The 19,088-nt window shown below is 53.5% G+C and carries 16 protein-coding genes, 1 other RNA gene and 2 pseudogenes; 7 read left to right on the top strand and 12 right to left on the bottom strand.

Annotated elements, in window-relative coordinates:
• Positions 1-3: 3 nt before the first annotated feature.
• Positions 4-2,274, bottom strand: coding sequence for a DNA topoisomerase IV subunit A (parC, locus tag NAL19_RS01680; RefSeq protein WP_263058573.1), 2,271 nt, complete (start codon positions 2,272-2,274; stop codon positions 4-6).
• Positions 2,275-2,705: 431 nt separating this feature from the next.
• Positions 2,706-3,038 carry a hypothetical protein gene (locus NAL19_RS01670; RefSeq protein ID WP_225086609.1) on the bottom strand — a complete coding sequence of 111 codons (333 nt, stop codon included), beginning with the start codon at positions 3,036-3,038 and terminating at the stop codon, positions 2,706-2,708.
• A 78-nt stretch (positions 3,039-3,116) separates the two neighbouring features.
• On the opposite strand from NAL19_RS01670, the pseudogene NAL19_RS01665 reads away from it, so the two are divergent.
• Positions 3,117-3,509 (top strand): annotated as a pseudogene (locus NAL19_RS01665) (S-type pyocin domain-containing protein); the annotation flags it as partial.
• A 61-nt stretch (positions 3,510-3,570) separates the two neighbouring features.
• Positions 3,571-4,720 (top strand): annotated as a pseudogene (locus tag NAL19_RS01660) (IS3 family transposase).
• Between the two features lie 165 nt (positions 4,721-4,885).
• Here the strand turns inward: NAL19_RS01660 and parE are convergent.
• The 5 genes from parE to nudF form a co-directional block, all read right to left on the bottom strand.
• Positions 4,886-6,781, bottom strand: a complete 1,896-nt coding sequence (gene parE, locus NAL19_RS01655) for a DNA topoisomerase IV subunit B (protein ID WP_263058572.1) — start codon at positions 6,779-6,781, stop codon at positions 4,886-4,888.
• 92 nt (positions 6,782-6,873) lie between these two features.
• Complete coding sequence (gene yqiA, locus NAL19_RS01650) at positions 6,874-7,455, bottom strand: esterase YqiA (RefSeq protein ID WP_225086607.1); 582 nt, start codon at positions 7,453-7,455, stop codon at positions 6,874-6,876.
• On the bottom strand, positions 7,455-8,282 hold the full coding sequence (gene cpdA / locus NAL19_RS01645; protein ID WP_263058571.1) for a 3',5'-cyclic-AMP phosphodiesterase: 828 nt from the start codon (positions 8,280-8,282) through the stop codon (positions 7,455-7,457). Before cpdA ends, yqiA begins: the two co-directional genes overlap by 1 nt.
• 107 nt (positions 8,283-8,389) lie before the next feature.
• Positions 8,390-8,821 carry a DUF1249 family protein gene (locus NAL19_RS01640; protein WP_010280219.1) on the bottom strand — a complete coding sequence of 144 codons (432 nt, stop codon included), beginning with the start codon at positions 8,819-8,821 and terminating at the stop codon, positions 8,390-8,392.
• 4 nt (positions 8,822-8,825) lie between these two features.
• Positions 8,826-9,458 (bottom strand): ADP-ribose diphosphatase, encoded by a 633-nt coding sequence (nudF, locus tag NAL19_RS01635; protein ID WP_225086605.1) that lies wholly within the window; start codon positions 9,456-9,458, stop codon positions 8,826-8,828.
• Between the two features lie 337 nt (positions 9,459-9,795).
• Here nudF and tolC point away from each other — a divergent pair, with 337 nt between their 5' ends.
• From tolC to NAL19_RS01620, 3 genes are all read left to right on the top strand, one after another.
• On the top strand, positions 9,796-11,187 hold the full coding sequence (gene tolC, locus NAL19_RS01630; RefSeq protein ID WP_263058570.1) for an outer membrane channel protein TolC: 1,392 nt from the start codon (positions 9,796-9,798) through the stop codon (positions 11,185-11,187).
• Between the two features lie 268 nt (positions 11,188-11,455).
• On the top strand, positions 11,456-12,130 hold the full coding sequence (locus tag NAL19_RS01625; RefSeq protein WP_263058569.1) for a DUF1190 family protein: 675 nt from the start codon (positions 11,456-11,458) through the stop codon (positions 12,128-12,130).
• A gap of 10 nt (positions 12,131-12,140) precedes the next feature.
• Positions 12,141-13,301 carry a glutathionylspermidine synthase family protein gene (locus NAL19_RS01620; protein WP_263058568.1) on the top strand — a complete coding sequence of 387 codons (1,161 nt, stop codon included), beginning with the start codon at positions 12,141-12,143 and terminating at the stop codon, positions 13,299-13,301.
• A gap of 69 nt (positions 13,302-13,370) precedes the next feature.
• On the opposite strand, the gene ygiD is transcribed toward NAL19_RS01620, so the two are convergent.
• The 5 genes from ygiD to rsmI form a co-directional block, all read right to left on the bottom strand.
• Positions 13,371-14,156 carry a 4,5-DOPA dioxygenase extradiol gene (gene ygiD / locus NAL19_RS01615; protein WP_263058567.1) on the bottom strand — a complete coding sequence of 262 codons (786 nt, stop codon included), beginning with the start codon at positions 14,154-14,156 and terminating at the stop codon, positions 13,371-13,373.
• Between the two features lie 227 nt (positions 14,157-14,383).
• The gene (locus NAL19_RS01610) at positions 14,384-14,620 is read right to left on the bottom strand and encodes a type II toxin-antitoxin system RelE family toxin (RefSeq protein ID WP_263058566.1); all 237 of its coding nucleotides are present in this window, start codon (positions 14,618-14,620) and stop codon (positions 14,384-14,386) included.
• Complete coding sequence (locus NAL19_RS01605) at positions 14,610-14,864, bottom strand: type II toxin-antitoxin system Phd/YefM family antitoxin (RefSeq protein ID WP_180743904.1); 255 nt, start codon at positions 14,862-14,864, stop codon at positions 14,610-14,612. Before NAL19_RS01605 ends, NAL19_RS01610 begins: the two co-directional genes overlap by 11 nt.
• A gap of 501 nt (positions 14,865-15,365) precedes the next feature.
• Positions 15,366-15,744: RNase P RNA component class A (gene rnpB, locus NAL19_RS01600), an RNA gene on the bottom strand.
• Between the two features lie 25 nt (positions 15,745-15,769).
• A complete protein-coding gene (gene rsmI / locus NAL19_RS01595; protein WP_263058565.1) occupies positions 15,770-16,657 on the bottom strand; it encodes a 16S rRNA (cytidine(1402)-2'-O)-methyltransferase in 888 nt (295 codons plus the stop codon).
• Between the two features lie 61 nt (positions 16,658-16,718).
• On the opposite strand from rsmI, the gene NAL19_RS01590 reads away from it, so the two are divergent.
• A complete protein-coding gene (locus NAL19_RS01590) occupies positions 16,719-18,731 on the top strand; it encodes a penicillin-binding protein activator (RefSeq protein ID WP_263058564.1) in 2,013 nt (670 codons plus the stop codon).
• Positions 18,728-19,084 (top strand): YraN family protein, encoded by a 357-nt coding sequence (locus NAL19_RS01585; RefSeq protein ID WP_225088074.1) that lies wholly within the window; start codon positions 18,728-18,730, stop codon positions 19,082-19,084. Before NAL19_RS01590 ends, NAL19_RS01585 begins: the two co-directional genes overlap by 4 nt.
• Positions 19,085-19,088: the final 4 nt, after the last annotated feature.

Raw genomic sequence — 19,088 nt, 5'->3', positions numbered from 1 at the left:
GGGTTATTCTTCGCTGCTGCCGGTGCTAATCTGCTGCGGTGCATCCACCTCAATCCGGTCGATGCGCTGTAGCCCACGCAGCAACGTGCCTTTCCGTCCGCGCTCACCCTGATATTTCTGAAGTTCGTTCGGACGCAACACCAGCTTACGCTTACCGAAATAGAGCGTGACGGAAGCCTGTGGAGGCAGCAGATACAACCAGGTCAGACGGTCTTTACCTTCAGCAAAATCTGCCGAAGAGATGGACACAATCTTGTTGCCTTTGCCTTTTGACAGCTGTGGCAGATCGGAGACAGGGAACAACAACATTCTGCCAGCGGCGGTGATCGCCATCAGCAGGTTATCGTCACCGTGGATCTCAATCGGAGCTAGCGCTTTCGCATTATCCGGCAGCGTAATAATCGCTTTGCCCGCGCGGTTGCGCGCCACCAGATCGTTGAAGGTACACACGAAGCCGTAGCCTGCATCCGATGCCATCAGCAGCGGCTGATCGTCTGCGGCCATCAGCACCTGCTCAATCGTTGCGCCCGGCGGCGGCGTGAGTTTGCCCGTTAGCGGCTCGCCCTGACCGCGTGCGGAAGGCAGCGTGATAGGGTCCAGCGCGTAGCTGCGGCCGGTGGAGTCAATAAACACCACAGGCTGATTGCTCTTACCTTTCGCGGCGGCGCGGAAGCTATCGCCCGCTTTGTAACTCAGTCCGGCAGGATCGATGTCATGCCCTTTGGCGCTGCGCACCCAGCCCATTTCCGACAGTACGATGGTGACTGGTTCGGACGGCACAAAATCATGTTCGCTCATCGCTTTCGCTTCGCTGCGTTCATGCAGCGGCGAACGACGATCGTCGCCATAGGTTTGCGCATCCGCCTGAATTTCTTTCTTAATCAGATTGCTGAGCTTACGATCTGACGCCAGCAGTTCCTGAAGCCGATCGCGCTCTTTTGCCAGATCGTCCTGCTCACCGCGGATTTTCATCTCTTCCAGCTTGGCCAAATGACGTAATTTCAGCTCCAGGATCGCTTCAGCCTGTGTCTCACTCAGGCTGAACTGGCGCATCAGTACCGGCTTCGGCTCATCCTCCGTGCGGATGATATGGATAACTTCATCAATATTCAGGAACGCAATCAGCAAACCTTCAAGGATATGCAGGCGCTTGAGCACTTTTTCCAGACGGTAGTTCAGTCGGCGGCACACGGTGTCGCGACGGAATACCAGCCATTCGCTCAGGATCTCGACCAGCCCTTTCACGCTAGGACGACCATCCAGACCGATCATATTCATGTTAACGCGATAGCTCTTTTCCAGATCGGTAGTGGCGAACAGGTGGTTCATCACCTGATCCAGATCGATGCGGTTCGAACGCGGCACCAGCACCAGACGGGTTGGGTTCTCGTGATCGGATTCATCGCGCAGATCGTCGATCATCGGCAGCTTCTTCGCACGCATCTGGCTGGCAATCTGCTCCAACACTTTGGCGCCGGAAACCTGATGCGGCAGCGCGGTAATCACCACTTCGCCGTCTTCTTTTTTCCAGACGGCACGCATACGCACCGAGCCGCGGCCATTCTGGTAAAGCTTGCGCACTTCCTCGCGCGGCGTAATGATTTCGGCTTCCGTCGGGAAATCCGGCCCCTGCACGTGCTGCAATAAGTCGTCCAGCGAGGCGTTCGGTTTTTCCAGCAGCATCACCGCAGCGGCAGCGACTTCACGCACGTTGTGCGGCGGTATGTCCGTGGCCATACCAACGGCGATACCGGTGGTGCCGTTCAGCAGAATATTCGGCAGACGCGCAGGCAGCATTTTCGGCTCCTGCATCGTCCCGTCAAAGTTCGGGATGTAATCAACCGTGCCCTGCCCTAACTCCGACAGTAGGATTTCAGCGTATTTGGACAACCGCGATTCGGTATAACGCATGGCGGCGAAGGATTTCGGATCGTCCGGCGCCCCCCAGTTCCCCTGCCCATCCACCAGCGGATAGCGGTACGAGAACGGCTGCGCCATCAACACCATCGCTTCATAGCAGGCGCTGTCGCCGTGCGGGTGGTATTTACCCAGCACGTCACCCACGGTACGGGCGGATTTTTTAAATTTGGCGCTGGCATTCAGCCCCAGTTCGGACATCGCATACACAATGCGACGCTGCACAGGCTTCAGGCCATCGCCAATGAACGGCAATGCCCTGTCCATGATGACGTACATGGAATAATTCAGGTATGCATTTTCGGTAAACGTGCGCAGCGCAAGGCTTTCTGCGCCGTCATGAGTCATCTCACTCATTTCTCTCATTTCCCTCACATCGCGGCGCGATGGTTACGCTTTCCGGCACGCCATAGCGGCGGTATGTTTAGCGGGAATAGTACCTTATCTGATGAGGTGATGTCACAGAGAACAATCTCGCAGAGCACCGTGTCGCGGCTTCACGCCGTTCATGACTGATGTGAATCCGGCCGCGGCGAGAAAAGAAGGTTAGCGGTAGCGATAGACGTTCGGATGATCGGCGGTCATCGTCTCGCCATATACGGATATTGATGGCTGATCGGGTCGCAGCATAGGCTTTCCCCTAAGACCAAGTAGAATACCCTCAACGGCAGCACCGAAAGACGCTCCTTCAAACCAGAACGCATCATGTATAAAACTCATTCCGTAACAGGCGCCAGTCATATCCATAAGCAGCGCGCCGTGCGAGTGATGGGTCTCGCCGATCAAAATCAGCGTCGTAGCCAGAATACCTTGCCACTCCAGCAGCGTGTCATCGTCCTGCAAATCTTCATTGTCGCCAAAAATAATGTCGCCACTGGCACACGCTTCCCCTGCGTCGCAATCCCTTCGTCAGCATAAACGCCTGCAACGTCAGCCCATTTCGCTAGCGGTACAACGTGCGTGCCGTCGGGCAAATAGGGTGAGTGAGACCAGCTAAATTCAGCGGATAGCCGATTAAGTTCATCGCGAAACCCCGACAAACCCACTTTCGCAGCCGCAAGAATATGCTCAACGTCAAGTGCGTTACGCCGAGCTTTCGACCTCAGTGCAGTCATCTTCATCGACATGTCCCTTATCAGCCTTCAGAACCGCGCCCGGATAGCGATGCAGCTATGCATCCTTTCCATAAATGCCAATTACGTGACAAGCATTGGCTGGAAGATGAATTGCGACGTAAAGGTTGGGCAGAGGAAACGGCAACGACGCGTGTTCGTTTTTTCTGGCATCCTGATATTCATGGAAAAATGCAGGTCTATGGAGTTCATACGGGGGAGGGAACACCATATGAAAGCGTTCGTGTTGCCAACATGGTGTGGGATGCGAAAATTCAGAGCTATACTTTCACGCCTGCGCCCGGTCTGGATGGCCCGACTATCACATGGGCACCAGAAAAGCCAGAGGGGTCAGAGCCTGTTGCGCATACAGGAAGTCCGGTCAACCCCATCGATCAGCCTACCATCCTGATCTATCCTATCCCTGAAGATGAAACGGAAACTACAACGCCACCGTTTCCTGTGCCAGATGAGCATGATCCTACCCGCCAATAGTGGACACGCGACTAAGTGAGTAAACTCTCTACCAGAGGTAGCTCACATGACAAAAGCCGTATCAACCAGTAAAAAACCACGTAAGCAACATACGCCTGAATTTCGCAACGAAGCCCTGAAGCTTGCAGAACGCATCGGTGTCGCTGCCGCTACCCGTGAACTCAGCCTTTATGAATCACAACTTTATGCATGGCGCAGTAAACAACTGCAGCAAATGACATCTTCAGAACGTGAAAGCGAACTGGCCGCTGAAAATGCCCGCCTCAAGCGCCAACTGGCGGAGCGGGACGAGGAGCTGGCCATTCTCCAAAAGGCCGCGACATACTTTGCAAAGCGCCTGAAATGAAGTATGTCTTTATCGAAAAGCATCGGGCTGAGTTTAGCGTCAAAGCCATGTGTCGGGTGGTCAGAGTCGCGCGCAGCGGTTGGTATGTCTGGCGGTCTCGCCGTCATCAGGTCAACTCGCGTCAGCGGTTCCGACTTGTCTGCGATGCTGCCGTCAGCAAGGCATTCAATCATGCCAGACAGTGGTACGGAGCCCCACGACTGGCTGATGAGCTACCGGACTATAACGTGAAAACCATTGCTGCCAGTCTGCGCCGTCAGGGGCTGCGGGCAAAAGCCGCGCGAAAGTTCAGTCCGGTCAGCTACCGGGAGCACGGCCTGCCCGTGTCTGAAAACCTGCTGAAGCAGGGCTTCATCGCCAGCGGCCCGAACCAGAAGTGGGCAGGCGATATCACGTATCTTCGCACGGACGAGGGTTGGCTGTATCTGGCGGTGGTCATTGACCTGTGGTCACGGGCCATTATTAGCTGGTCGATGTCATCACGAATGACGGCGCAACTGGCCTGCGATGCGTTACAAATGGCACTCTGGCGTCGTAAGCGACCGAAAAACATTATTGTCCATGCTGACCGTGGCGGCAGTACTGTTTAGCGAGTTACCAGACTCTGCTGAAACGGCATAATCGGCATGGCAGCTTGAGTGCAAAGGGTTGTTGCTAAGATAACGCCAGCATGGAAAGCTTTTTCCACTCGCTGAAAGTGGAATGTCTCCACGGAGAGCGCTTTGCCAGTAGGGAAATAATGCGAACAGCGGTGTTTAATTATATCGAGTGTAATTACAATGGGTGGCGTCGCCACAGTACCTGTGGCGGTCTCAGCCCCGAACAGTTTGAAAACCAGAACCTCGCTTAGGGCTGTGTCCACATTACGTGGGTAGGATCCGTTTTTACCATTTAAGCATTTCATTTTAGGAACCGGGATAAACATAATAAACCGTCCCAAAAGCTCCCCAGCTTAAAAGACGGTTAATGTTTATCTTTTGTTCACGTCATTCATCAAACTCGGCGCTTGTTAGCGTCAGACTTCAATCTCCGCCTTATCGCCTTTCTCTTGCAGCCAGTTGCGGCGATCTTCCGAGCGTTTCTTCGCCAGCAGCATATCCATCATCGCCATCGTCTGATCGATGTCGTCTTCTTTGATCGTCAACTGCACCAGACGGCGCGTATTCGGATCCAGCGTGGTTTCACGTAGCTGTAGCGGGTTCATTTCACCCAACCCTTTAAAACGCTGAACGTTTGGCTTGCCTTTCTTGCGTTTAAGCTGTTCCAGCACGCCCGCTTTTTCCTCTTCGTCCAGCGCGTAGTACACCTCTTTGCCCAGATCGATGCGATACAGCGGCGGCATCGCGACATAAACGTGCCCACCCTGAACCAGCGCCCGGAAATGGCGAACAAACAGCGCGCACAGCAGCGTCGCTATGTGCAGGCCATCGGAATCCGCATCCGCCAGAATACAGATCTTACCGTAACGCAGCTGACTGAGATCGTCGCTGTCAGGATCGATGCCGATCGCCACCGAAATATCGTGCACTTCCTGCGAAGCCAGCACTTCATCGGAGGACACTTCCCAGGTATTCAGGATCTTTCCTTTCAGCGGCATGATCGCCTGGAATTCACGCTCGCGCGCCTGCTTCGCCGAGCCGCCCGCCGAGTCCCCTTCCACCAGAAACAGCTCGGTTCGGCTGAGATCCTGCGAGGTACAATCAGCCAGTTTGCCCGGTAACGCAGGCCCGCTGGTCAGCTTTTTACGCACCACTTTCTTGGCAGCGCGCATACGGCGCTGCGCGCTGGAAATCGCCAACTCGGCCAGTTGCTCCGCAGCCTGCACGTTTTGGTTCAACCACAGGCTGAACGCGTCTTTCACCACGCCGGACACAAACGCGGCGCACTGACGAGAAGAGAGGCGTTCTTTGGTCTGCCCGGCAAACTGCGGTTCCTGCATTTTAACCGACAGCACATAAGCACAACGTTCCCAGATATCGTCTGCGCTCAGCTTCACGCCGCGCGGCAGAATATTGCGGAATTCGCAGAATTCACGCATCGCATCCAGTAGCCCCTGACGCAAGCCGTTAACGTGCGTCCCGCCCATTGGCGTCGGAATCAGGTTAACGTAGCTTTCCGTCAGTAGCTCACCGCCTTCCGGCAGCCAGAGCAGCGCCCAGTCGACCGCTTCGGTATCGCCAGTAATCGACCCCAGAAACGGTTTTTCCGGCAGCGTAATCAGGCCGTTCACCGACTCGCACAGGTAGTCATTCAGGCCATCCTGATAGCACCAGCGCTGCTCGGTGTTGTTAACTTTGTCTTTAAAGATGATTTCCACACCGGGGCATAAGACCGCTTTGGCCTTCAGCAGGTGCGTCAAACGGGAGACGGAAAAGCGAGCGCTATCGAAGAATTTCTCGTCCGGCCAAAAGTGCACACGCGTGCCGGTATTACGACGGCCACAGGTGCCCGTTACGGTGAGATCCTGCACTTTATCGCCGTTTGCAAACGCGATGTCATACACCTGACCGTCGCGCTTAACGGTGACTTCAACCCGCGTAGACAGGGCGTTAACCACAGAAATCCCTACGCCGTGCAAGCCGCCCGAGAACTGGTAGTTTTTACCGGAAAATTTCCCACCTGCGTGCAGACGGCACAAAATCAGCTCAACGGCAGGCACCCCCTCTTCCGGGTGAATATCCACCGGCATCCCACGACCGTCATCAATCACTTCCAGCGACTGATCGGCGTGCAGAATCACATCAATACGACGCGCATGACCCGCCAGCGCCTCATCAACGCTGTTATCTATGACCTCTTGCCCCAGATGGTTAGGACGCGTGGTATCGGTGTACATTCCCGGACGACGGCGCACCGGTTCCAGTCCGCTGAGTACTTCAATCGCATCAGCGTTATAACTTGATTGAGCCATAGTTTGCGTTAATTCTTTGAGTTCAGTAAATGGGGTTTAACGAGCCGCGCCTTCGCGAGTCGTTTTTCAATCCATAATGCATAGGTGGCGATTCAGTCTGTCGTGAGCCCTAAGAAATTCACAATCGGCGTGAAAAAGTGCTCAAATCCGACAAAGGCATGGTTGCCCCCTGACTCCACAGTTTGACGGCAGGCCGTGTAATACGCGACTGCCTGACGATAATCCAGAACCTCATCCCCCGTCTGCAACAGCAGCCAGAGCAAATCCGGCGATTCCAGTCGGTCAACCTGCATGACCTTCAGATCGTAAACGTGCCGAGACTCTAGCACATATTGTTCACCGGTGTAGGGGTTCTGGTATTCGCCCAGATGGTCCAGCAATAACTCAAACGGCCTCACCGCAGGATTCACCACCACGGCAGGCAGCATAAAACACTGGGATAACCAGGTGGCATAATAACCACCGAGGGAAGAACCAACAATGCCCACCGGACGACCCGCACGCGCCATAATCAACGATTCCATCATCTCGGCGGCCTCCGCCGGATAAGGCGGAAGCTGTGGAATCACCATGTCAATTTCAGGGTGCTGCTCCGCCAGCCACGTCTTCAACGCTGTCGCTTTCGCCGACTGCGGCGTACTGTTGAAACCGTGTAGATAAAGAAGCGTTGGCATTAGTAACCGTCCGAATCCATGTCAGGCAGGAATTCGCTACCCGACAGACGATAGACCTCAGTTTCCAGGAGACCATCCGGCAGCAGATCCAGATAGCGCCAACCCGGCGCGACCTCATCAATCGTGAAGTTAGTACAGTGCGGTTTAAACTGCACGCAGGTCGACGGCGTCGCCAGCAAACGGCGGCCATGCCAGTCAAAATCCATCTCTTGATGAATATGCCCACACAACACGGTATTCACCTGAGGATAACGATCCAGCACCGCAGACAGGCTATGTGCATTACGCAAGCTGTGCTGATCGAGCCAGGTACAACCGGAAGGATGCGGGTGATGATGCAGCAGTAGCAGCGTAAAGCGGTCAGGCTGACTTTTCAGGCTACGCTCCAGCCATTCAAGCTGGTATTCGCTCAGTTCGCCATGCGGGACACCGAACACTTGGCTATCCAACAGAATAATCTGCCACTTGTCGCCCAACAGCACATGCTTGGATGGCGCAATGCCAGCCTCCGCCAGCGCATCAACCATCGCCGGCTGGAAATCATGGTTACCCGGAAGCCATACGCAAGGTGCGGGGATCTGCGCAATACCGCGCGAGAAATGATGATAGGCCTCCAGCGTGTGATCCTGCGCCAAATCGCCTGTCGCCACGATTAAATCAAACGCATCCTGCCGAGCCTTGATGGCATTCAGCACTGCGTGATAGCTACGATAGGTGTTGATACCCAGCAAGGTTTCATGCTCGCCCGCAAAAAGGTGGGTATCCGTTATTTGTAAAATCCTGACTCTGGCGCCACTCGCCACAGGCAGTGTCAACAGGCTTTCCAAATGGTGTCCTTGGTTACGTAAATCTGTCTCTACCCGTCATCTCTCAACTTGCAGAATACGCTAGCTTCCCTTGATGGCACGACTGTCGCCGTCCTGCGCCTTGAAATCTATTGGGTATCAAAAACCGGTATCGACATCGAACCATACGCCAAACAATATTTTAGCCAATCAGCAAGAAACTGATTAATTTGATGCTTTTCGTCACGCTGGTGTAACTTCTTATTAGGATAATCATAACGTGCTTTGAAACGAAAGATCTGCTGGCTAGCACACACTTCCGCAACCAACGCATCATGATACAGCCTAACGCTCATCATTGGCAGGCTCCAGTAGCTGACAGTGGGCGCTGTCTGCTTAATTTCGACCAATGAGGTATAGCGGGTAGACTCAAGTATCGTCAGTTGATAGACCGCATTATTGACGTGATAAACCGCGATTTCACCGACTTCATCAATTTTCGGCAGCAAACGCCGTAATTGCATAAAGTTGGTTTCACATAGCCTCATCATGGCGGGGAAATCCGGAGTATAACGTTTCATAAATTCAATCCACCCACGCGCGTTTCAGTTCTTCATGGTGCAACGCCAACCATTGCAGGGCAATGACAGACGCAGCGTTATCAACGATGCCTTCTTCAACCCATTGATAACTTTGTTCACGGCTCACCACATGTACGCGAATATCTTCATTCTCTTCCGTCAGGCCATGAATGCCTTTCGCCGTTCGCGTATCTACTTCGCCTACCATCACCGCCAGACGTTCACTGGTGCCACCGGGGCTGGCAAGATAGTTGATTATCGGTCGACAACGACCAACCCTTAATCCGGCTTCTTCGTGCGCTTCGCGCCGTGCCACCTCTTCGTGGCTTTCTCCTGGTTCAATCATGCCAGCCACCAGCTCAAACAGCCAGGGGGACGCGCTGGTGTCATAGGCGGCAATGCGAATCTGTTCAATTAATACCACTTCATCACGCACCGGATCGTAAGGCAACAGCACGACAGCATGGCCGCGCTCCAGAATCTCACGGCGGACTTCACCGCTCATGCCGCCATTAAACAGGCGATGGCGGAAGCGGTAACACTCCAGCGAAAAAAAACCGTCGTACAGCGTTTCGCGTGCAATAATTTCTACATCATCTTTGGTGAAAGTAACCGGGCCGGATTCGGAAGACGACATGGCTGCACTCCTGTAACAAGTATTAATGGAATCCGGTATTGTATGGCGGAATCCGCTGTCATTATACTCATCATTGTTTTTGACCGTTTATTGAGCGTGACGTCGGCGAAGTGAGGGGAGTACCCGTCCATCGCATCACTTTTCGGTACCTTACTGAACAGTAAAACGTCGCACTGAATCATCCAACGGGTCAATTTACCTGACCATTTGGACATATTCCGCTGAAAGATGGCACATTCAGCTACCTTATCCTATTGGCAGATTCTGATAGAATCGACAATTATTCGTCTACAGACAGCGCTACCATAGCGAGATTGCTGCACAACAAGGAATGCAAATGAAGAAATTGCTCCCTCTTCTGATTGGTCTGAGCCTGGGCGGTTTTAGCGCCATGAGTCAGGCGGAAAACCTGTTACAGGTCTACCAGCAGGCAAAAAGCACCAACCCTGATTTACGCAGCGCTGCGGCAACCCGCGACGCCGCGTTTGAAAAGATTAACGAATCACGTAGCCCGTTACTGCCGCAGTTGGGAATCAACGCCGGTTATACCTATAACAAAGGTTACCGTGACAGCAATGGCGTCAACAGCAACGAAAAAAGCGCAACATTGCAGTTAACCCAGACGCTGTTCGACATGTCCAAGTGGCGTGCGCTAACATTGCAGGAAAAACAAGCGGGTATTGAAGACGTCACCTACCAGACTGCCCAGCAAAACCTGATGCTGAACACGGCGACCGCCTATTTCAACGTCCTGCGAGCAATTGATTCGCTGTCCTACATCAATGCGCAGAAGCAGGCGATTTATCGTCAGTTGGATCAAACGACACAGCGCTTCAACGTCGGCCTGGTCGCGATTACCGACGTCCAGAACGCCCGCGCCCAATACGACAGCGTGTTGGCTAATGAAGTGTTGACGCGTAATACGCTGGATAACGCGTTGGAATCACTGCGCCAGATTACCGGTAATTTCTACCCGCAGTTGGCCGGCCTGAATATCGAGCGTTTCTCTACGCAGAAGCCTGAGGCCGTTAACAACCTGCTGAAAGAAGCGGAAAACCGCAACCTGAACCTGTTGTCCGCGCGTTTGAGCCAGGATTTGGCGCGTGAGCAGATTCGCTCCGCCGAAACTGGCTATATGCCAACGCTGGATCTCACCGCGTCTACAGGTGTGAGTGATACTCGCTATTCCGGTTCCCGCACAAATAGCAGCAGCTTCAACGACACCGACGCAGGGCAGCACAGAGTCGGTATTAACTTCACTCTGCCACTTTATAGCGGCGGCGCGACCAACTCTCAGGTGAAACAGGCGCAGCACAGCTACGTCAGCGCCAGCGAACTGCTGGAAAGCGCCCACCGTTCTGTTATCCAAACCGTGCGTTCATCGTTTAACAACATTTCTGCGTCCATCAGCAGCATCAACGCTTACAAACAGGCTGAAGTGTCCGCACAAAGCTCTCTGGATGCGATGGAAGCCGGTTATCAGGTTGGCACACGTACTATTGTTGACGTACTGGATGCCACCACCACGCTGTATAACGCCAAACAACAGCTCTCCAGCGCACGTTATGATTATCTGATCAATCAGTTAAACATTAAATCCGCGCAGGGTTCGTTGAATGAAAATGATCTACAGACGCTGAATGCCTCACTGGGTCAGCCGGTTTCTACCACGCCGACCGTAACGGACAACACTGCCCCGCAGGCAACCACCGCCTCGGCACAGCGTTAATCAGCTAGCCGCGTTTACACGCATCTAATACAGGGGAACCACGGTTCCCCCTTTTTATGTCGATGTTTTTGCAGAACCACGCAACGTCATCACATTGCAAGAGACTTGTTCACTTTGTATTAAGCGAAACGTTGCACAACAGAATGTATAGCAACGTAAAGACCCCTTCTGTTACGCCTATTGCCGCTTTAAATTCAGGCAGCCTTCCCCTATTCTTAGGCACACTTATTGGTTATTGGCCGTGATGCTTTGCTCTGGGATAAACACGATGAAACGTACAAAAAATATTAATCAGGAAATGTTCCGCAAGGAATGGCGAACGCACCGTTTGGCACCTGTCGCGTTGGCCGTCAGTGCCGTATTTTTCCTCGCGGGCTGTGAACAAACCGATGAAACCGTCTCTCTCTATCAGAATGCGGATGACTGTTCAGCGGCCAACCCTTCCATGAGTGCACAATGCACCACCGCGTACAATAATGCGTTAAAAGAAGCAGAAAAAACGGCACCAAAATACGCAACGAAAGAAGATTGCGTAGCAGAATTCGGCGAAGCACAGTGTACCCAAACGCCTGCGCCAGCACAGGCCGGTATGGCAGCAGAATCTCAGCAGGGCGGCGGGATGTCCTGGATGCCATTGATGGCTGGCTACATGATGGGTCGCATGATGGGTGGCGGTGCCGGTTTCGCGCAACAGCCGCTGTTCAGTCCAAAAACACCGGCCAGCCCGGCCAATGGTCAGTTCGTTGATGCTGCAGGTAAAAATTACGGCAACGCAACGACAGGTCGCTCAATGACCGTGCCTAAAACCGCACTGGCACCAAAACCTGCAACGACCTCAACCATCACGCGTGGTGGTTTTGGTGAAACCGTCGCGAAGCAAAACAGCATGCAGCGCAGCAGCGCCAGCTCAAGTTCCAGCGCTTCCCGCAGTATGGGCGGCTGAGGCGTATTAAATGAAGCGGATAGATATTACAGCGCGTCCTGACTGGCAGGAAAAAGCAACCGAGTTTGGTTTTCGTTTCCACACCATGTACGGCGAGCCCTACTGGAGCGAAGAGGCTTACTACCAGTTCACCCTTGCTCAGATCGAAGAACTGGAAGAAACCACGGCGGAGTTGCACCAGATGTGCCTGCAGGTGGTGGAAAAAGTCATCAATAGCGACGCGCTGCTCGCTAAATTCCGTATTCCCAAGCACACCTGGGAATTCGTGAGACACTCATGGCGTACCAATCAGCCCTCGCTGTATTCACGCCTCGATTTGGCGTATGACGGCAAATCCCCAGCCAAGCTGCTGGAGAATAATGCGGATACGCCAACGTCGTTGTACGAAGCTGCTTTTTTCCAATGGCTCTGGTTGGAAGATCAAATCAACGCCGGGAATCTGCCGCAGAATTCTGACCAGTACAACAGCATTCAGGAAAAGCTGATCGAACGCTTTGAAGAACTGAAACTCAATCACGGCTTCGGCTTACTGCATTTCGCCTGCTGTCAGGATACGGAAGAAGACCGCGGCACAGTGCAATATCTACAAGATTGCGCACTGGAAGCGGGCCTGCCGAGCGAGTTTCTGTACATTGAGGAAATCGGCCTCGGAGAGAAAGGCCAGTTTACCGATCCTGAAAACCAGGTGATTGGTAACCTGTTCAAACTGTATCCGTGGGAGTTTATGCTGCGCGAAATGTTTTCCACCAAGCTGGAAGATGCTGGCGTGCGCTGGCTGGAACCGGCCTGGAAAAGCATCATTTCCAATAAAGCGCTGCTGCCGATGCTGTGGGAAATGTTCCCGAATCATCCCAACCTACTTCCTGCCTATTTCGCAGAAGATGAACATCCCCAGTTGGACAGCTACGTCACCAAGCCGCTGTTTTCGCGCGAGGGGGCAAACATTCAAATTATCGAGAACGGGAAAGAGATTGCCTCAGCCGACGGCCCTTATGGCGAAGAAGGCATGATCGTCCAGCAATATCACCCACTGCCGAAATTTGGCGATAGCTACACGCTGATTGGGAGCTGGCTGGTGAACGATCAGCCTTGTGGTATAGGCGTACGCGAAGATCGCGACCTGATCACTCAGGATCTCTCGCGTTTCTATCCACATACCATTCTGGATTAAGCCGCAACATTGAAACTAATAAGGCACGGTTTTCACCGTGCCTTATTTATTACTGAAGCAAAAAGCGGATTACCCCACCTGCACCGACAGCATACTCAACGACCCCATTTCGAGCCCATCAACAGGAATACTCACTGGCTCTTTACCGTCCCAGCTTCCCAGCACATAGAGTAGCGGGAAATAGTGATCGGGCGTCGGGTTAGATAATGCGGCACCTTCATGCTGCATGAAATTAACCAGCGGATGGTTGTCGCCCTGATAAGTCAGGTTGTCACGCACAAATTGATTGAATGAAATGGCCCACGGATACGGATCCGCGTCACCATCCCGTTGCATCATCCGCAGGTTATGCACAACGTTGCCACTGGCTACGATCATGAACCCTTCATCACGCAGTGCCGCCAGCTTGCGCCCTAATTCGTAGTGATACGCGGCGGGCTGCGTGCCATCCACGCTCAGTTGCACAACGGGAATATCCGCATCGGGATACATCTTGATCAGTACGCCCCAGGAACCATGATCCAAACCCCATTGGCTTTTATCGGCGGTCACGGGATAGGGCGCCAGCACCTGCTGGATTCTCGCCGCCAATTCAGGCGAACCGGGCGCAGGATACTGGGTATCAAAAAGCGCCTGCGGGAAACCGCCAAAATCATGGATGGTGCGCGGGTTTTCCATCGCTGTTACAGCTGTACCCCGGGTATACCAGTGGGCAGAAACCGCAATAATCGCCTTCGGACGCGGCAGCGTCTCACCCAGCGTTTGCCACGCCTGCGTATACACATTATTTTCCAACACGTTCATCGGGCTACCGTGGCCGAGGAACAGTGCAGGCATCCGGGAAGGGTTGTTCATAATCATATCCTCTGAAAGATGTCAGCGAGCGTGCAGCCGCACGCGATGGCCTTACTTTACGCGCTTTATGACACAGAAAAAGTCAGAGTTATGTGATGGAGAACATCAATTAATTTGAAAGGTATTACACGGTAAGAAAAACCACCGACAAGGGATAGGACTCGCAAAAGACCAGATTAATCAGAGCGACCTTTAGTATCAGAATAAATCTGGCTACCTTCGCGCTTTCAAACTCCCATGACCATCACCGTAATGGTTTCATCCTGGACCAAATACACCAGCCTGTAACCCGCAGACTTCAGTTTAATTTTATACTGATCTTTACGACCATGAAGCTGGGCTGAAGGAACACGAGGATTTTCTAAACGCTCAGCTAGCTTTTTCTTGAATTGTTCCCTGACAGGATGCCCTAATTTTTTCCATTCCTTCATTGCAGAAGGCACAAATTTTAACTTATAGGTCATCGAGCGAAATCTCTTCCGCGTCAGCTAACTCTGACATACGATCATCAACAGTACGCCCCAGTTCTGCATCTTCAGCCAATTCCATTAAATAAGCGAACATGGCAGGAGGCACACAATAAAACGCAGGCTCATTCCGGTTCAGTATAGCGATAGTTTCACCTTCAGCAGACCGCACTGTCCCCATCGGGTCACGTTTCAACTCAGTAATACTGGCGGCTGTGTTAGTTAGGATGTTGAAAGCCATAATTTCGATCACTCAATCAGATTAGTTAAAGACGGCTAAACCCTCTAATAATAGCACTTTTAAAAGTGCTATCTGTAGTGTCTTATCGTCATTATTTCCTGCTCGCACGCTTTCCTCCTTCTTCACGTAAAAAACCGAGTTGGGGCGATCGGGTACGCCGAAGCGGGGTTTTATGATGAAGGGCGTTGACCGTTAAGCCGCTTTCTTTCATAAAAAGCGTCGTGGACAGTCATTCATCTCGCCTGCCCCATAAAGCAAAACCCCGCCGAAGCGGGGTTTCATGATGAAGGGAGTTGACCGTTAAGCCGCTTCCTTTCATAAAAAGCGTCGTGGACAGTCATTCATCTCGCCTGCCCCATAAAGCAAAACCCCGCCGAAGCGGGGTTTCATGATGAAGGGAGTTGACCGTTAAGCCGCTTTCTTTCATAAAAAGCGTCGTGGATAGTCATTCATCTCGCCTGCCCCATAAAGCAAAACCCCGCCGAAGCGGGGTTTCATGATGAAGGGAGTTGACCGTTAAGCCGGGTTCTGTCGTGGACAGTCATTCATCTAGGCCAGCAATCGCTCACTGGCTCAAGCAGCCTACCCGGGTTCAGTACGGGCCGTACCATGTGAACCCCTATTTGGCCTTGCTCCGGGTGGAGTTTACCGTGCCACGAACTGTTACCAGTCGCGCGGTGCGCTCTTACCGCACCCTTTCACCCTTACCTGATCCCACTTGCGTGGGCCATCGGCGGTTTGCTCTCTGTTGCACTAGTCGTAGGCTTGCGCCTCCCAGGCGTTACCTGGCACCCTGCCCTATGGAGCCCGGACTTTCCTCCCCCCCACCTGTCTCCCCCGAAAGGGACGGCAGTGAAGCGGCGACTGTCTGGTCAACTCCGGCGCGGATAATAGGGCAAATTGCCCTACTTGTCATCCTCCGATTCACCGCTATCGCCTTCTTGCTCCAGCCCATAGCGATAAAGCGCGTTTTTCTTCACGCCGTGAATTTCAGCCGCCAACGCAGCCGCCTTCTTCAGCGGCAGCTCGGCACGCAATAGCGCCAGCGTGCGCAGCGCTTCTGCCGACAGCGCGCTGTCATCAACCTGATGACCTTCCACAAGCAGCACCATTTCCCCTTTGCGCCGATTCTCATCTTCTTTCACCCAGTCCAGCAATTCGCCCACGGGCGCGCCGTGAATCGACTCCCAGGTTTTGGTGATTTCACGCGCGAGCACCACATAGCGCTCGGCCCCCAACACTTCGCTGATGTCCTGTAGGCTATCCAAAAGGCGATGGGTGGATTCGTAGAAAATCAGCGTACGAGGTTCTTCCCCCAGATCGCGTAGCGTATCTTTACGCGCCTTGGTCTTGGCAGGCAGAAAACCTTCATAGCAAAAGCGATCGGATGCCAGACCGGAGGCGGAGAGCGCCGTTATCGCCGCGCACGCGCCCGGCAGCGGCACCACACGAACGCCTGCCTCACGGCAGCGTCGAACCAAATGGTAACCAGGGTCGTTAATCAGCGGCGTACCCGCATCTGAAACCAGCGCGATGCTTTGCCCTGACTGCAATTTAGCCAGTAACACATCCGCTTTTTGTTGTTCATTGTGATCGTGTAATGCGAACAGTCGCGCATTAATCGCAAAATGTTGTAACAGCAGACCGGTATGGCGGGTATCCTCTGCGGCGATCAGATCAACGCTCGCCAATACCGCCAGCGCACGCTGCGTGATGTCGCCCAGATTACCGATTGGCGTGGGGACAATGTAGAGGGTAGATGCAGAAATGTCTGCTTGTTGGTCTTGATTCATTGTTTCATCCGGGTTGCCGATTTAATATTGAGCATCTTTAAAAAAAATCACTGGATACAGTATGCTTCCCTTTCATTTCGTCCGTACCCAGGCAGGGCGTGTTATCCCTGTTTTGTTAGCGGCACTGTTTCTCGCAGGCTGTCCAAGTCACGCCCCGCAGAGCCCACCACCCGAGGTTCAGGGCAAAGCCGACGCATCATCCGATTATTATCTGCAACAGATGCAGCAAAGTAGCGATAATAACAAGGCTGACTGGCAATTACTTGCTATTCGTTCCCTGTTGCAGGAAGGGAAAGCCCCTCAGGCAAGCCAGCAGTTCAACGCGCTGCCAGAAAAGTTGAGCGCGGCGCAAAAACAAGAACAGCAACTCCTCAGCGCGGAACTGTCCATCGCCCAAAACACGATGGATGCGGCCAAGGCAGCACTGAGCCAGCTTGATGTGGGTGCGCTTTCCGATCAGCAGAAACAGCGTTACTATCAGGCGCAGATCAAAACCGCACAAGGGCGTCCTTCCATTGAGCTGCTGCGCGCCTACATCGCTCAGGAACCGCTGTTAAAAGGCGACGAGCATCAGGTCAATCTCGATCAGACCTGGCTGACGTTGACGCAAATGTCACCGCAGGAGTCCAGCTCGCTGCTGATTAATGCAAATGAAAATGTGCTGCAAGGCTGGGTCGATTTACTCAATAACTATCAGGATAACCGTACTTCTCCCGACCAGTTAAAGAGCGCGATTCAGGATTGGCAAACCCGCTATCCGCACCATCCTGCTGCAAAAACGCTGCCTACGCAGTTGAATCAGGTCATTAACTACCAGCAGTCATCGGTGAACAGCATCGCATTGCTGTTGCCACTCAATGGTCAGGCGCAGGTTTTCGCCAATGCCATCCAGCAAGGTTTTAATGCAGCCAAGAACGGCCAGATAGCCACTGCAGCCGTCTCTGCCGCACCGTCAACGGATGCCGCACAAGACGGACAGGTAGCCCCATCATCCGACGGTCAAAGCATTCAGGCGCCTGCGTCATACAGCGACCAGGCGGTAACTTCTCCGACACCAGCAGCGGAAGCGCAGGCGACAAGCGCGGGGCTGTCCAGCTCGCTTCCGGTCAAAGTGTATGACACCTCTTCACAGCCGCTGGCGAATATTCTCACACAGGCACAACAAGATGGTGCATCGCTGGTCATCGGTCCGCTACTGAAAAATGAAGTGGATCAGTTGGCAAACAGCCAATCACCGCTGAATATTTTGGCATTGAACCAGCCGGAACACGTCGAAAATAGCCCTAACATCTGCTATTTCGCGCTCTCTCCGGAAGATGAAGCCAGAGACGCCGCAAAATTCATCCATCAGCAGGGTAAACAGCAGCCGCTGGTCTTGGCTCCTCGCGGTGCACTGGGTGACCGTATCGTCAACGCATTTGCTCAGACCTGGAACCAGCAAAGCGGCACCAGCCCTCTGCAACAGCGTTTTGGCAACACCGCGGAGTTAAAACAGGCCATCAATAGCGGCGCAGGCTTAAGCCTGAGCGGCCAACCAGTTAGCGTGTCACAGCAGCAGACGCAGCCAGGCACCACCATCGGGGGCTTAGCCATTCCGTCACAGGTTCAACCGACGGTCAGTTCATCCGTTAGTGGCAATATCGATGCGGTCTACATCATCGCAACGCCAGACGAGTTGGCGCTGATTAAACCGATGATCGACATGCGTACCACCTCACGCGCACGTCCAGCGCTTTATGCCAGCTCACGTAGCTTCCAGGCCGGATTAGGCCCTGACTTCCGTCTCGAAATGGAAGGGTTGCAGTTCAGCGATATCCCGCTGTTAGCAGGAGCGAACCCGGCACTGATGCAGCAGGTCAGCAGCCAGTTTAAAAACGATTACTCGCTAGTCCGCCTGTATGCCATGGGGATGGATGCCTGGACGCTCGCCAGCCACTTTGGTGAAATGCGTCAGATTCCGGGTCACCAGATTCCCGGCGCGACAGGGATGTTAAGCTCAGGGCCGGATTGCACGATAAATCGGCAGTTAACCTGGCAGCAATATCGCCAGGGTCAGTTGGTACCGGTTCTCTGAATCAGCGGGCCGCTGGCGCAGTTTATGAACAACAGGCCCGTCGTTATCTTGAACGCGCGGGTCTGACCTTCGCCGCCGCAAATGTTACGCTACGCGGCGGTGAGCTGGACTTAATCATGCGTGACCGTCATATCTGGGTGTTTGTTGAAGTGCGCTATCGGCGCAACGCCCAGTTTGGCGATGCGGCAGCCAGCATCACCCGACGCAAACAGCAGCGGTTGCTGCATGCCGCCGCCGTGTGGTTGGCACAGCGAGGTGCCAGTTTTGACACGGTAGACTGCCGTTTTGACGTGCTGGCCATTACGGGCGACCAGTTCGACTGGTTACCGAACGCCTTTGCCGCTCAGGGATAATTCA

It is taken from the genome of Pectobacterium sp. F1-1, from assembly GCF_025643735.1.
Classification (GTDB): Bacteria; Pseudomonadota; Gammaproteobacteria; order Enterobacterales; family Enterobacteriaceae; genus Pectobacterium; species Pectobacterium colocasium.
Note: the sequence above shows the minus strand (reverse complement) of the source record. Positions and strands in the feature narration are given on the sequence as shown.